Annotated in this window: 15 protein-coding genes; 5 read left to right on the forward strand and 10 right to left on the reverse strand. The window is 57.5% G+C overall.

The window, feature by feature from the left end; translation table 11 throughout:
- Positions 1-43 precede the first annotated feature (43 nt).
- Entirely contained in the window at positions 44-952 is a 909-nt protein-coding gene (locus TU81_RS13405) for a flagellar protein MotY (RefSeq protein WP_048395561.1), read from the forward strand.
- Positions 953-1,081: 129 nt separating this feature from the next.
- The gene (locus TU81_RS13410) at positions 1,082-2,299 is read left to right on the forward strand and encodes an argininosuccinate synthase (RefSeq protein ID WP_007898502.1); all 1,218 of its coding nucleotides are present in this window, start codon (positions 1,082-1,084) and stop codon (positions 2,297-2,299) included.
- Positions 2,300-2,441: 142 nt separating this feature from the next.
- Here the strand turns inward: TU81_RS13410 and TU81_RS13415 are convergent, their stop codons facing one another.
- Positions 2,442-3,056, reverse strand: a complete 615-nt coding sequence (locus tag TU81_RS13415) for a hypothetical protein (RefSeq protein WP_038981875.1) — start codon at positions 3,054-3,056, stop codon at positions 2,442-2,444.
- A 573-nt stretch (positions 3,057-3,629) separates the two neighbouring features.
- Between TU81_RS13415 and TU81_RS13420 the strand changes: the two genes are divergently transcribed.
- Positions 3,630-4,256 (forward strand): response regulator transcription factor, encoded by a 627-nt coding sequence (locus TU81_RS13420; protein ID WP_007943575.1) that lies wholly within the window; start codon positions 3,630-3,632, stop codon positions 4,254-4,256.
- Positions 4,257-4,347: 91 nt separating this feature from the next.
- Here the strand turns inward: TU81_RS13420 and TU81_RS13425 are convergent, their stop codons facing one another.
- The 8 genes from TU81_RS13425 to metG form a co-directional block, all read right to left on the reverse strand.
- The gene (locus TU81_RS13425; protein ID WP_007898493.1) at positions 4,348-4,527 is read right to left on the reverse strand and encodes a PA3496 family putative envelope integrity protein; all 180 of its coding nucleotides are present in this window, start codon (positions 4,525-4,527) and stop codon (positions 4,348-4,350) included.
- 107 nt (positions 4,528-4,634) lie between these two features.
- Positions 4,635-5,273, reverse strand: a complete 639-nt coding sequence (gene nth, locus TU81_RS13430; RefSeq protein WP_038981876.1) for an endonuclease III — start codon at positions 5,271-5,273, stop codon at positions 4,635-4,637.
- 25 nt (positions 5,274-5,298) lie between these two features.
- Entirely contained in the window at positions 5,299-5,889 is a 591-nt protein-coding gene (locus TU81_RS13435) for an Rnf-Nqr domain containing protein (protein WP_038981877.1), read from the reverse strand.
- A complete protein-coding gene (locus TU81_RS13440) occupies positions 5,882-6,493 on the reverse strand; it encodes an RnfABCDGE type electron transport complex subunit G (RefSeq protein ID WP_038981878.1) in 612 nt (203 codons plus the stop codon). The genes TU81_RS13435 and TU81_RS13440 overlap by 8 nt, the downstream gene beginning before the upstream one ends.
- Positions 6,490-7,482 carry an RnfABCDGE type electron transport complex subunit D gene (locus TU81_RS13445; RefSeq protein ID WP_048395563.1) on the reverse strand — a complete coding sequence of 331 codons (993 nt, stop codon included), beginning with the start codon at positions 7,480-7,482 and terminating at the stop codon, positions 6,490-6,492. Before TU81_RS13445 ends, TU81_RS13440 begins: the two co-directional genes overlap by 4 nt.
- Positions 7,469-8,476 carry an electron transport complex subunit RsxB gene (gene rsxB, locus TU81_RS13450; RefSeq protein WP_038981880.1) on the reverse strand — a complete coding sequence of 336 codons (1,008 nt, stop codon included), beginning with the start codon at positions 8,474-8,476 and terminating at the stop codon, positions 7,469-7,471. Before rsxB ends, TU81_RS13445 begins: the two co-directional genes overlap by 14 nt.
- Entirely contained in the window at positions 8,473-9,042 is a 570-nt protein-coding gene (locus TU81_RS13455; RefSeq protein WP_048395565.1) for an Rnf-Nqr domain containing protein, read from the reverse strand. The genes rsxB and TU81_RS13455 overlap by 4 nt, the downstream gene beginning before the upstream one ends.
- Before the next feature lie 230 nt (positions 9,043-9,272).
- The gene (metG, locus tag TU81_RS13460; RefSeq protein WP_048395569.1) at positions 9,273-11,324 is read right to left on the reverse strand and encodes a methionine--tRNA ligase; all 2,052 of its coding nucleotides are present in this window, start codon (positions 11,322-11,324) and stop codon (positions 9,273-9,275) included.
- Between the two features lie 264 nt (positions 11,325-11,588).
- Here metG and apbC point away from each other — a divergent pair, with 264 nt between their 5' ends.
- The gene (apbC, locus tag TU81_RS13465) at positions 11,589-12,683 is read left to right on the forward strand and encodes an iron-sulfur cluster carrier protein ApbC (RefSeq protein WP_038981883.1); all 1,095 of its coding nucleotides are present in this window, start codon (positions 11,589-11,591) and stop codon (positions 12,681-12,683) included.
- A gap of 108 nt (positions 12,684-12,791) precedes the next feature.
- Here apbC and TU81_RS13470 read toward each other — a convergent pair whose 3' ends face one another.
- The gene (locus TU81_RS13470; RefSeq protein ID WP_038981884.1) at positions 12,792-13,550 is read right to left on the reverse strand and encodes an SDR family oxidoreductase; all 759 of its coding nucleotides are present in this window, start codon (positions 13,548-13,550) and stop codon (positions 12,792-12,794) included.
- A gap of 165 nt (positions 13,551-13,715) precedes the next feature.
- Here TU81_RS13470 and TU81_RS13475 point away from each other — a divergent pair, with 165 nt between their 5' ends.
- On the forward strand, positions 13,716-14,447 hold the full coding sequence (locus tag TU81_RS13475) for a HugZ family pyridoxamine 5'-phosphate oxidase (RefSeq protein WP_038981885.1): 732 nt from the start codon (positions 13,716-13,718) through the stop codon (positions 14,445-14,447).
- Positions 14,448-14,512: the final 65 nt, after the last annotated feature.

The following is a 14,512-nucleotide window of genomic DNA, read 5'->3' on the forward strand; positions in this document are numbered from 1 at the left end:
ATGTGTGTCGGTCTTTTTGTTGCAGAAGCCAGTGGAGCCTCCCGTGCGCCAGCGTTATTTAGCCTTGCTCAGTGTGTTTGCCAGCCTTCCCGCGATGGCGCTCACTTTCCAGACCCGTCTGGAGAGCATCGAGTGGACGGTCGAAGGTGACAAGTTCGAATGCCGCCTGACTCAACCCATCACCGATTTCGGTTCGGGGGAGTTCGTGCGTCGCGCCGGCGAGCAGGCGACATTTCGTCTGAAGGCCTACAACTCGATGATCGGTGGCGGTTCCGCGACCTTGTTGGCGGCCGCTGCGCCATGGCAGCCGGGGCGTGGCGACATCAACCTGGGTTCGGTACGAATCGGCAGTGGCAACGTGCTGTTCAACAGCTCGCAAGTTCAGGCCGGGCGCCTGATCAGTGGGTTGATGGACGGTCGCAGCCCGGTCGTTCGACACTCTTCAGGCGACGGCCGGGTATCTGAAATCCGTCTGTTGCCGGTCAAATTCAGCAAGGCCTACAGTGACTACCAGGGTTGCGTGGCCAAGTTGCTGCCGCAGAATTTCGAGCAGGTGAAGCAATCCGAAATCGGCTTTCCAGGGGAGGGCATCGATCTCGATGCACAAGCCAAGGCCCATTTGCAGGTCATGCTGGAATTCATGAAAGCTGATCCGACGGTCAATCACATTGAACTCGACGGCCATTCCGACAACAGCGGCAACCGCCTGACCAACCGCGAACTGTCGCGACGCAGGGCGCTGGCCGTGATGGATTTCTTTAAGGCTAATGGTATCCAGGAATCGCAGATCACCCTGCGTTTTCATGGTGAGCGCTATCCGCTGGCGCCGAACAAAAACGCCGCCAATCGGGCGAAGAACCGTCGGGTTGCCGTACGCCTTGAACGGGTAGCGCCGACCGAGCAACCGGCGCCTCAAGCCACCGCTTCCGCGGGCAGCGCGAAGGCCTCCTGAACCTGCTGAAATCGTCGCTCGCTCGACATAATCTGTCGCTTCGTCGTCATAAGCTGTCGCGCCTCTGTAAATTATTCTGCATGAGCGGTAGACTTGACGGCTTTCCGTAGAACCCCGTGGAGTGATGGCATGGCGGACGTAAACAAGGTCGTTCTGGCGTATTCCGGCGGCCTGGACACTTCGGTGATCCTCAAGTGGCTGCAGGATACTTATAACTGTGAAGTAGTGACCTTCACCGCTGACCTGGGTCAGGGCGAAGAGGTCGAACCGGCCCGCGCCAAGGCTCAGGCCATGGGCGTAAAAGAAATCTACATCGACGATTTGCGCGAAGAATTCGTGCGCGATTTCGTGTTCCCGATGTTCCGCGCCAACACCGTTTACGAAGGCGAGTACCTGCTGGGTACTTCCATCGCTCGTCCGTTGATCGCCAAGCGCCTGATCGAAATCGCCAACGAAACCGGCGCTGACGCCATTTCCCACGGCGCGACCGGCAAGGGCAACGACCAGGTTCGTTTCGAACTGGGCGCCTACGCCTTGAAGCCAGGCGTGAAAGTGATCGCTCCTTGGCGCGAATGGGACCTGCTCTCCCGTGAAAAGCTGATGGATTATGCTGAAAAGCACAACATCCCGATCGAGCGTCACGGCAAGAAGAAATCCCCGTACTCGATGGACGCCAACCTGCTGCACATCTCCTATGAAGGCGGCGTGCTGGAAGACACCTGGACCGAGCACGAAGAAGACATGTGGAAATGGACCGTCTCCCCGGAGAAGGCTCCAGATAAAGCGCAATACCTGGAATTGACCTACCGCAACGGCGACATCGTCGCACTGGACGGCGTCGAAATGACCCCGGCCACCGTGCTGGCGACCCTGAACCGTATCGGTGGCGAACACGGTATCGGCCGTCTCGACATCGTCGAGAACCGTTACGTGGGCATGAAGTCCCGTGGCTGCTACGAAACCCCGGGCGGCACCATCATGCTGCGCGCTCACCGTGCGATCGAATCGATCACCCTGGACCGCGAAGTGGCTCACCTCAAAGACGAGCTGATGCCTAAATACGCCAGCCTGATCTACACCGGTTACTGGTGGAGCCCAGAGCGTCTGATGCTGCAACAGATGATCGACGCTTCCCAGGCCCACGTGAATGGCGTAGTGCGCCTGAAGCTGTACAAGGGCAACGTGATCGTCACTGGTCGCAAGTCCGACGAGTCGTTGTTCGACGCCAACATCGCGACCTTCGAGGAAGATGGCGGCGCCTACAACCAGGCCGATGCGGCGGGCTTCATCAAGCTCAACGCCTTGCGCATGCGTATCGCGGCAAACAAAGGCCGGAAGCTTTTCTGAGACCTTTGAGTCGGTAATGGATTTGTGGCCTTGCTGATGAGGCCACAAATCTGAAAGAGGGATAACCTGCCGTATATTGCGTTTTCAGCTTTTTTTCTTGTCTCTGCTAATACCTTTCTTCGCTTCTTTCCCCGATAGCTCTTCAAGAGCTGACTGCTGTGTGCCTGTAAAGATTTTGACCAATCATCGTCAGGCCGTGTGAATTCAAATTGTAAGCAATGCAGAACGTTGCGCCGTTGCGTTTCTTGGTGTGCTTTGAAAGCCGGAGCGCGCTTTCCTTCAGCAGCGTCTCCGACTCGGCACAGGTGAGAAATACGATCACCTGCGCAGGATTTTCCTGTGCTTGCTGTATTTTCTCCAGCAGGGCGCTGAATGCCATTTTGTTGTTCATCCAGCGTGCATCAATGATATGCAGGTCTTTCAAGTGCTCGGGCAGGCGCACGTGGTGCTGGGTCGAGCTTTCAGGCGGTACCCTGGAAGGATCGTTTCCTGACCGGTTAACGTTGTCCATGGCTTTCATGAAGTGCTTCCCTTTCTCGAAATCGGAGGGCGCGTAAAGCGACCGATAGTTGAAGTTGAGTGTGACGAAGAAAAGAAAAAGCAAATAAAAGGGAAAGCTAATCAGAAACCAGACATAGAGTTCTCTCTCCTTGTTGTCGAGGAAGGGGAGGGATACAGCAGCCGATGTTTCAGACAGTGCTGCAAATATTGCAATGATTGTCATGGGGTTGGTGATTCTTTTTTTGAGTTTTATCATGTCTTCTGCTCATGAGATATTATTTCTTCTCGATTTGTTTAAGGGGGTGGATTTCAGGATGATAACTAATGAGTGATATTTTTCTGTTGTTATGTTGGGCTCCTTTTTTTTGATAAGTGATGTAGGTCATTATAGTAACTGTATTGTTCTTGGTTCAGGTATGGCTGTTCATTTGTTTTAAAGTTATATGTGTTTATTCTGTTGGTGAAATGTTGCTGTATGTGAGCTTTCATAAGTCGTTCGAGCCGAGTTGTACAGGGGGGTGGAAAATGCTCGTTACTTTTAAGAGTAGCTCAATAGTCGCAGCCTGTCGGATGACTAGTATCAAACCCTGTTATTGTGTTTTTTTTGGTTGTACGTCGATACAAAAAACTGTCGAAGTGCTGAACAGCGTTCGGCTAGTAGCCTTCTCATGGCTCATGATATGCAATGATTTTTTGTAGGAATAATCCGTGTTGTTTGTAGGCCATGTCTCTCGCTGCGGGTGGCCGGGGGTGACGGCATGCCATGGGTGAAACGACTAGGCTATGGTGCGGGCTCTGAAAATTCGAACAGCGAAAATTGGACTTGCCCATGAATAAAGTGCTGATCGTGGATGATCACCCCGTCATTCGTCTTGCGGTACGTATGCTAATGGAACGTCATGGCTACGAAGTCATTGCAGAAACAGATAATGGTGTGGACGCATTACAACTTGCCCGTGAACTAATGCCAGATATTGTCATTCTGGATATTGGAATACCGAAACTGGATGGGTTGGAAGTCATCGCGCGTCTGACATCGACGGCGATGCCTCTTAAAGTACTGATATTGACGTCCCAGGCACCAGGGCACTTTTCCATGCGTTGCATGCAATCGGGTGCCGCCGGATATGTCTGTAAGCAACAGGATCTCACTGAGTTGCTCAGTGCAATAAAAGCCGTACTGTCAGGCTACAGCTATTTTCCTAATCAGGCTCTGCATACCGTGCGTTCCAGTCTTGGGAACGCCAGTGAAGCCGATATGGTGGATCGTTTGTCCGGGCGAGAGATGATGGTCCTGCAACAACTGGCCCGAGGAAAGACAAACAAGGAAATTGCCGATGGAATGTTCCTCAGCAATAAAACAGTCAGTACTTACAAGACTCGTCTTCTGTTAAAGCTCAATGCTCGCTCACTGGTCGACCTTATTGAATTGGCCCAGCGCAACGGCCTGGTATGAAGCTGCCTGCGTTTGACGAGGCGCGATGAACGGGCGTTTATCAGGGGTCGGCACTTAGTAAAAAGCCTCCGTTTCGGGAGGCTTTTAAGTGTTACAAGTCAAAATCGTAATCGGCCAATTGCTTCTGCAGTCGGCGCTCCTCCAGCAGATTGTCGATGGTGCGGCGTTTGCTCAGGTTGGTCTTTGCCACTTCCACTACCGGCTCAGCATCATCGGCCTCAACGGGAGTGAAGTCGTCTTCTACGTCCAATTGCTCTTTGCCAGTACTCATAAGGTTAACTCCAGGCTAAGGCTGCCTTTGGCGCTCCTTATATCGACAATTTCCCGGCGGGTAAAAAAGATTTTTTCAATCGATCAATCAAAAAAACTAATAGCGCCTCAATCGTCCGAGGTCTTTTGCTTGTATTCGCACAGGTCCTCGATCCGGCAGCTGCCACAACGCGGCTTGCGGGCCAGGCAGACGTAGCGCCCATGGAGAATCAGCCAATGATGGGCGTCGAGCAGATATTCCTTCGGCACGAATTTCATCAGTTTTTGCTCCACCTCCACCACATTTTTGCCCGGAGCAATGCCGGTGCGGTTACTGACCCGGAAAATGTGAGTGTCCACGGCCATGGTTAGCTGACGAAAGGCGGTATTGAGCACCACGTTGGCGGTCTTGCGACCAACGCCGGGCAATGCCTCCAGCGCCTCGCGGGTCTGCGGCACTTCACCTCCATGGCGCTCCACCAGCAAGCGACAGGTTTCGATCACATTTTTTGCTTTGCTGTTGAACAGGCCGATGGTCTTGATGTACTCCGACAGCCCTCCGACGCCCAAGGCATGGATCGCCGCTGGCGTGTTGGCCACCGGGAACAGCTTGGCGGTGGCCTTGTTCACGCCGACATCGGTTGACTGCGCCGAGAGAATCACGGCGATCAGCAATTCGAACGCCGAGGAATAGGCCAGTTCGGTCTTCGGTTCAGGATTGTCTTCGTGAAACCTGCGGAAAATTTCAAGACGTTTTGCGGCATTCATGGGCGATGCGTTTCCTCGAAGGCGGTCAATGTGGGGCAGCCGGGCGGCGGGTCCAGGCTTGATGTGCGGCGATCAACAGTCCCAGCAGAATAAACCCGCCAGGGGCCAACGTGGCCAGATGCAGGCCACCGTCGGCGATCAGCGTCCAGCCTTGCCAGTCCGGTTGCGTGGCACCGGCCATCCAGGACAAATGGCTAGCGAGTGTCCCGTTGCCGATGAACTCGCGCAGCAGGCCCAAGCCCACCATCAAGGCGCCGAACAGGCCACACAGACGCAGTCGATCACGCCGTGGGCTCTGGAAAAAACCGTTATGTTCCAGCACGACGCATTGCAAGGCGATCAATCCTGCGTAGAAACCCAGATGCTGGTGCCATTGGAGCGACCAGGCTTGTGTGGCAAGTTCCGCGCAACTGGTCAGCGTGGCAGTCAGCAGCAGGCATGCCAGCAAATGTGTTGCCGGAATCATTCGCGAGCGCAAGACGCTCATGCTCACACCATAAGCACTGAGCACCAGGGCGAACATCAGCCACAAGCCCAGGGCCGTTACCAATGAATCAGTGACGCCGATCAACGGCGTAAGCATCAGCGAGTTCTGCAGGGTCGATGACTTATTCATGGGAGCTGCTCCCGATCAGCGGTTGCCGGTGTTCGTCGAAGTAGCGCAACGCATCATGGGTGGCATTGATCACCGCTCTTGAGGTGATGGTCGCGCCCGCGATCTGATCGAACTGCCCTTGGTCCTTTCTCAAGGCCCAGCCATTGTCATCGGGGTCGATCAGAGACTTGCCGGTAAACACCTGAAGCCAGGCATTGGGCCAGTCGGCGAGCTTGCCGCCCAGCCCTGGGGTTTCCGATTGCTTGAGGGTTTTGACCCCCACTAACTTGCCCTGGGGGTCGATGGCGATCAGCAAGTCAATGGCGCCGGCGTAGCCCAGAGTCTGGCTGCGCAGCAACACGGCGCTCGGTTGTCCAGCCTTGGACGCCAGGTAGCCCCCCAACAGTGTGCTGTTGGCCAGGCGAGTGCTTTCGAGGCTGAGGGGGTGTTCCAGTGGCTGATTGTCGTAGCTGTCGGACGGTAGCAGATCCAGTAACTGGCGGCTGTCGATCAGGCGTTGTTCAGCGGCAATGCGCGCGGCGCTGGTGTGCTGCACGAGGTAAGTCGCGCCCATCCCCAAGCCTGCCAGCACTATCAGGATCACAACGCTCGTCGCTCGGTTCATGGGGCAACCTGCTCCTGTCTGGAGGCGGCAAACCGTTCCAGCGCCGGTACACAGAGGTTCATCAGCAAAACCGCAAAGGCCACGCCGTCCGGATAACCGCCCCACGTCCGAATCAGGTAAGTCAGTAACCCCACGCCTGCGCCGAACAGTAATCGGGCAGTGGGGCTTTTCGCGCCGGATATCGGTTCTGTCACGATGAAGAAGGCACCGAGCATGCTCGCGCCGGTAAGCAGATGAAACAGTGGCGAGCCATGAGAGTCGGAGCCCGTACCGTTCCAACATAACAGGCTGATGACGAACAGGCTGGCGAGCATGCCGACCGGCGCATGCCAGCTGAATACCCGCCGCTGCAGCAGAAACGCACCGCCCGCCAGAAACGCCAGGTTGACCCATTCCACGCCTCGGCCGCCAAAACGGCCGAATGCCGGATTGCCGGCGAACAGTTCTTCCATGGTCAGGCTTTTGTTGATTCGCAGACTGTCCAGCGCCGTGGCCTGAGCCCAGGCATCGGGAGCCTGGCCAAAGCTGAAGCCAAACACCTGTTGCAACCCACCGAACAAATCCATGCCATGGGACGCCGGCCAATGGGTCATTTGCTGGGGAAACATCACCAGGACCAGCGCGAAACCGAGCATCGCCGGATTGAACGGATTCTTGCCGACGCCGCCATACAAGTGCTTGCCGAAAAACAGTCCGAACGCCGCAGCACTGACTGTCAGCCACCACGGGCAATAAGGCGGCAAGGCCAGTGCCAACAGCGTCGCACTGACCAGCGCACTGCCATCGCTCAGCGTCGGTTTTACCGGTTGCTTGCGCAGCTGCAATACCGTCGCTTCCACGGCCAATGCAGTAGCCGCCGCCAGAATCAGGTTGATCAATACGCCCCAGCCATACAGCCAGAACAACATCAGCATCCCCGGCACGGTGGCCAGCAATACCAGCTTCATGGCTTGCTGAAGGCGTTCGTCCACCGATTCAAGGGGTGACATAGGCATCCACCTGACGCTCGGCTTCGCTGAGCGCATGTTGCAACGCTTCGATCTGTTCGGCCGGCGCTTCGCTTGTTTGGGCTTTCTTGAGTTCGGCGCGGCGCATGGCCAATTGGATCTTCGCCCGTTTCAACTCGGCATCTTTTGCGGGGGCAGGTGGCGCGGAGACCGGCGGTGCGCTGATCTCCAGTTGCGCCAGCGCCTGTTCGGCGGCTTCGAACTGCTGTTGCAGCACGATCAGTTGCGATTGCTGTTCGAAGGTTGGCGGATGCCCGAAGGCCTTGAGCGATTTGTTCAACTGCGCCCGACTCATCGCCAGATCGACCTTGGCCTTTTTCAATGCTGCATCGGCATTGTCGGCCTTCTGTGCGCGGACGCGCTCGAGTGCAGCCTGAACCGGGTCGAGCGTTACTTCGCTGTGCTGCACGGCGCGTTGGGCGCGGGCTTGGCGTTCGGCGTGTTTCTGTTCCTCTTCGCGATGCAAACGGGCATTGCGCTGTTCGAAACGGCGTCGCGCGTGATTGCGCTTGGCGGCCCGGGCCTGTTGTTCCTCCAGGCTGAACGCCAGCCCGCCGACAATCGGCAGCACCGTGGCCAGCGGTAACGGATGCATCTCGATGCAATCCACCGGGCAGGGCGCCACGCAGAGGTCGCAACCGGTGCATTCGTCGACGATGACCGTGTGCATGAATTTCGCCGCGCCGACAATGGCATCGACCGGGCAGGCCTGAATGCACTTGGTGCAGCCGATGCATTCGGCTTCGCGGATGTAAGCGATCTGCGCCGGTGCCGAACCGCGACTGACGTCCAGTTCCAGCACCGGCACCTTCAGCAGGTCGGCCAGGGCCGCGATGGTTTCGCTGCCGCCCGGTGGGCACTTGTTGATCGGCTCGCCGCTGGCGATGCCTTCGGCGTAGGGTTTGCATCCGGGGTGGCCACACTTGCCGCATTGGGTCTGCGGCAAGAGGGCGTCGATGCGTTGAATCAGACTCATGTTTTGATCAGCCCGCTGAATCCGAGAAAAACCACCGCGATCAATCCGGCGCCGATCAACTCGATTGGCAGGCCGCGAAAGGGCAGGGGGATATCGTTGTCGAGTGTGCGCTGGCGCAAGTCGCTGAACAAACTCAGTACTAGCCAGAAACCCAGCCCGGCGCCAAGGCTCAGGGCTATGGCGTGGAAAATTCCCTTGTCGTCTTGAGCGTTGAGCAATGTCAGCCCAAGCCCCCCGGCATTCCCCAGCAGCAGGGGCCAGAGACCATCGAATGAAAGCTTTGCCAATAACCGTGAAAGCAGCTTCAGCAGCGGGCCGATCAGCAGAACGCTCAGCGGCAAGAACACGAACAGACGCAGCGACGTCAGCCCCAAAGGCACCAGTAGCCAGTAATAGAGCGCATAGCCAAGCGTGCCGGTGATCAGCATCAGACAAGTTGTCGCGATGCCTAGCGCGTGGACCTGTGGCCGCTCGCTGCCCAGCACCGGATCGACGCCCAGCGGCCAGTGCAACACGAGGTTGTTGATCAGGGCAGCGCTGATAAGCGTAAGAAGCAGTTCGGTCATGATCTGTCTACCTGAAGGGTCCGTATCCACACATTGCTGATGGCTGTTGAATAACTCCGTAGGAGCTGCCGAAGGCTGCGATCTTTTGATCTTGAAAGAGCAAAGTCAAAAGATCGCAGCCTTCGGCAGCTCCTACAAGGTGAGGCCGGACTTCAGAGATAGTATGGGCCAGACATGAAAATCCCACAGTCGCGCCGGGCACGACTGTGGGATCGGTTTACCGCAGACCTTTACTTGATGCGCTGACCCGGCTTGGCGCCGCTGTCGGGGCTCAGCAGGTAGATTTCTTCACCGCCAGGACCAGCGGCCATCACCATGCCTTCGGAGATCCCGAATTTCATTTTGCGGGGCTTGAGGTTGGCGATCATCATGGTCAGGCGACCATTGAGCTTGGACGGGTCCGGGTAAGCGCTCTTGATCCCGGAGAACACGTTGCGTTGCTCGTCACCGATGTCCAGGGTCAGGCGCAGCAGTTTGTCGGCGCCTTCCACGGCTTCGGCCTTGACGATCAGCGCCACGCGCAGGTCTACGGCGGCAAAGGCGTCGAACTCGATCTCTGGCGACAGCGGATCCTTGGCCAGTTCACCGTTGCCTGCAGGTGCAGTTTCGCCGGTGTCGGTTGCGCTGGCGGTCAGGTCTTCTTTCGAGGCGTCGGTCATGGCTTGTACTTTTACCGGGTCGATGCGGGTCATCAACGGCTTGAACTCGTTCAGCTGATGATTGCTGAGTAAGGTCGCGTGGTCGTTCCAGGTCAGCGGGGCGACGTTCAGGAATGCCTCGGCATCAGCGGCCAGCAGCGGCAGTACCGGTTTGAGGAAAATCACCAGCTGGCGGAACAGGTTGATGCCCAAGGCGCAAATGGCCTGGACTTCATCCTGCTTGCCTTCCTGTTTGTTCAGCGACCACGGCGCCTTGTCGGCGATCCAGGCGTTGGCGCGGTCGGCCAGGCCCATGATTTCGCGCATGGCACGGGCAAAGTCGCGAGCTTCATAGGCTTCGGCAATGCTTGGCGTGGCGGCCAGGAAGGCATCGGTCAGTTCCGGCGCGGCGTTGCCGGCTACCAACACACCGGCGTTGCCTTTATGGATGAAACCGGCGCAACGGCTGGCGATGTTGACGACTTTGCCGACCAGGTCGGAGTTGACCTTCTGCACGAAGTCTTCGAGGTTCAGGTCCAGGTCGTCGACGCCACGGCTGAGCTTGGCGGCGTAGTAGTAGCGCAGGTATTCCGGCGACAGGTGATCCAGGTAAGTCCGCGCCTTGACGAACGTGCCGCGGGACTTGGACATCTTCTGGCCGTTGACAGTCAGGTAGCCGTGCACGTTGATGCCGGTCGGTTTGCGGAAACCGGAACCTTCAAGCATGGCTGGCCAGAACAGGGCGTGGAAGTTGACGATGTCCTTGCCGATGAAATGGTACAGCTCGGCGGTGGAATCCTTGCCCCAGAACGCATCGAAGTCCAGTTCCGGACGGCGAGCGCAGAGGTTCTTGAAGCTGGCCATGTAGCCGATTGGCGCATCCAGCCACACGTAGAAATACTTGCCCGGCTCGTCGGGAATCTCAAAGCCGAAGTACGGCGCATCGCGGGAAATGTCCCACTGTTGCAGGCCGGCATCCAGCCATTCGGCGATTTTGTTGGCCACGGCCTCTTGCAACGTGCCGCTGCGGGTCCAGGTTTGCAGCATTTCCTGGAAGTCCGGCAGCTTGAAGAAGAAGTGCTGGGAATCCTTGAGCACCGGGGTGGCGCCGGAGATTGCCGACTTCGGATCTTTGAGGTCGGTCGGCGCGTAGGTTGCACCGCATTTTTCGCAGTTGTCGCCGTACTGGTCTTCGGTGCCGCATTTCGGGCAGGTGCCCTTGATGAAGCGGTCGGCCAGGAACATTTTCTTTTCCGGGTCGAAGTACTGAGTGATCGAGCGCGTGGCGATGTGCCCGGCGTCGCGCAGCTTCAGGTAGATCTGGCTCGACAGCTCACGGTTTTCTTCAGCGTGAGTGGAGTGGAAGTTGTCGAAGTCCACCAGGAACTCGGCAAAGTCGGCACTGTGTTCAGCCTGGACATTGGCGATCAGTTGTTCCGGGGTGATGCCTTCCTTTTCCGCGCGCAGCATGATGGCCGAACCGTGGGCGTCGTCGGCGCAGACATAAATGCATTGATTACCGCGATGCTTCTGGAAGCGCACCCACATATCGGTCTGGATGTATTCCAGCATATGGCCGAGGTGGATCGAACCATTGGCATAGGGCAGGGCGCTGGTGACGAGGATCTTGCGTGGCTCGGACATGGGGCTCGGCTACTTGATGAAACGGAGGTCGGCCACTATAAAGCGCTGGGAAATATATTTCACCCCGTGAGGTTGTTTCCTCCGATGATGAATGGGGGGGTGCCGCCAAAAGATCGCAGCCTTCGGCAGCTCCTACAAAAGCGATGTCATACGCAGGCCCTGTAGGAGCTGCCGAAGGCTGCGATCTTTTGATGGCATCCCGCCGAACGATCAGAACAGGTACGATACCCGCCTGATTTTCCAGTCTTGCTATCGGAGTTGCCCATGAGCGCCGTCAATCGCGCAGCGGTGGAAGCCGTCCTTCGCCAATACACCGACCCTTACCTGAACCAGGACCCGGTCAGCGCCGGGTGCGTGCGCAGCATCGACATCCAGGGTGATCGCGTCAGCGTCCAGCTGGAGCTGGGTTACGCCGCCGGTCTGTTCAAGAGCGGCTGGGCGCAGTTGCTGCAACTGGCCATCGAAGGCCTGGAAGGCGTCGTCACCGCGCGCGTCGAGATCACCAGTGTGATCGCCGCGCACAAGGCCCAGGCACAGATTCCGGGGCTGGCCAACGTCAAGAACGTCGTGGCCGTGGCGTCCGGCAAGGGTGGCGTGGGCAAGTCCACCACCGCTGCCAACCTGGCCCTCGCGCTGGCCCGTGAAGGCGCCAAAGTCGGGATTCTCGACGCGGATATCTACGGTCCGAGCCAAGGCATCATGTTCGGTATCCCCGAAGGCACCCGACCAAAGGTCAAGGATCAGAAGTGGTTCATTCCGATTGAATCCCATGGCGTCGAAGTGATGTCCATGGCCTTTCTGACCGACGACAACACGCCGATGGTCTGGCGTGGTCCGATGGTGTCCGGCGCCCTGTTGCAACTGGTCACGCAAACGGCCTGGGGCGACCTGGATTACCTGGTCATCGACATGCCACCAGGCACCGGCGATATCCAGCTGACCCTGGCGCAGAAAGTCCCGGTGGCCGGTGCGGTAATCGTGACCACCCCGCAGGATCTGGCATTGCTGGACGCGCGCAAGGGCGTGGAGATGTTCCGCAAGGTCAACATCCCGGTGCTGGGCGTGGTGGAAAACATGGCCGTGCACATCTGCTCCAACTGCGGGCATGCCGAGCATCTGTTCGGTGAGGGGGGCGGTGTGAAGCTGGCCAACCAGTACGGTGTCGAACTGTTGGCTTCGTTGCCACTGTCGATGCTGATCCGCGAACAGGCCGATGACGGCAAGCCAACAGTGATCGCCGAGCCGGACAGTCAGATTGCGATGGTTTACCAGGAACTGGCTCGCCATGTCGGCGCGCGGATTGTGTTGCAGGAAGCGGCAACGCCGGCGATGCCGAACATTACCGTCAGCGACGATTGATTCGCTGAAAAGATCGCAGCCTCGCTTCGCTCGACAGCTCCTACATGGATAGGCTTACACCTGTAGGAGCTGTCGAGCGAAGCGAGGCTGCGATCTTTTGATCTTGCTCTAGATCCGCAACCCGCCATCCAATTCCAGAATCCGACCGGTGTAGTAGTCGTTCTCGAAAATGTAGGCCGCCGACTGGGCGATCTCTTCAGGTTTACCCATGCGCTTGAGCGGAATCCCCGAAGTCATTTTCTCCAGCGCTTCCGGCTTCATGCTCAGGGTCATCTCGGTCTCGATGAAACCCGGCGCAATGCCTGCCACGCGAATGCCGTAGCGTGCCAGTTCCTTGGCCCAGGTCACGGTCGCCGCAGCGACACCGGCCTTGGCGGCGGAGTAGTTGGTCTGGCCAACGTTGCCGGCGCGCGAAATCGACGAGATATTGATGATCGCGCCGCTGTTATTCAGCTCGACCATTTTTGCCGCGACTTCACGGGTGCACAGGAACACACCGGTCAGATTGACGTCGATGACTGCCTGCCATTGAGCCAGACTCATCTTGGTCATTTCGCCGTCCTTGACCTTCAACAGCAGGCCGTCGCGCAGAATGCCGGCGTTGTTGATCAAGCCATGGATCGCACCGAAGTCGTCGGCCACCTGGGCGGCCATGTGGGTCACTTGCTCTTCATCGGCGACGTTGCACAGGTAGGCGCGGGCCTCGACACCCTTGGCTTTGCACGCCGCGACGGCGGCGTCGAGTTTTTCCTGATTCAGGTCCACCAGCGCCAGCTTCGCGCCTTTGCCTGCGAGATACTCGGCCATGGAACGACCTAAACCCTGGCAACCGCCGGTGATAATGATTACTTTGTCAGTGAGTTGCATTCGCATAGCCCCATAGCAGATCGGATTGGTTTTCCTTCCTAGAGGGCCTCTCGATCTGAGCCTGATATGGCTTGGCTGCACATGAGAACTGCCCCTATGGCGTGCTGAGACTTTATCCAGGCGCCTGTCCGTTTTTTTGACGGATTCTATATAAGGAGTCATAAATTGAGCGTTGTAGTGGCTAAGCATGCCCGAGAATTGCTTCTCAAGGAATACCGTGGAGTGCTCTCGACGCACTCCAAATCGATGCCCGGTTTTCCGTTTGGCTCCGTGGTTCCTTACTGTCTGGACGAGCAGGGCCGGCCGCTGATCCTTATCAGCCGCATCGCTCAGCACACTCACAATCTGCAGAAAGATCCAAAATGTTCGCTGCTGGTGGGTGAGCGTGAAGCCGAAGACGTACAAGCCGTTGGTCGCCTGACTTACCTCGCCGAGGCAGAAAAGCTTCAAGACCCCGCTGCTATCGAAGCGGCGGCCGAGCGTTACTACCGCTATTTCCCTGATTCGCAGAACTATCACAAGGCCCATGATTTCGATTTCTGGGTGCTCAACGAGGTACGTCACCGCTACATCGGTGGCTTCGGTGCGATCCACTGGATCGATCAGTTGACCCTCGCCAATCCGTTCGCCGGCAAGGCCGAAGTGAGCATGGTCGAGCACATGAATGCCGATCACGCTAAAGCCATTGCGCACTACGTCGAGCTGGCGGGGCTGCCGAAAACCGCTCCGGCGCAATTGGCCGGCATCGACACCGAAGGCATGCACTTGCGCATCGGTCAGGGGCTCTACTGGCTGCCGTTTCAAACGCCCTGTAATACGCCGACACAAGTCCGGGAAGCCTTGGTTTTTCTGGCTCACGCCGAGCATTGGCCGAAAAATGAAGTGGCCGACGCTTGAATTCACGAAACGGCGACGTCATCTAGGGAAGACTGGCAAGGCATTCTTGCGTTGAGGAACCATTT

It is taken from the genome of Pseudomonas lini (assembly GCF_001042905.1).
Lineage (GTDB): Bacteria > Pseudomonadota > Gammaproteobacteria > Pseudomonadales > Pseudomonadaceae > Aquipseudomonas > Aquipseudomonas lini.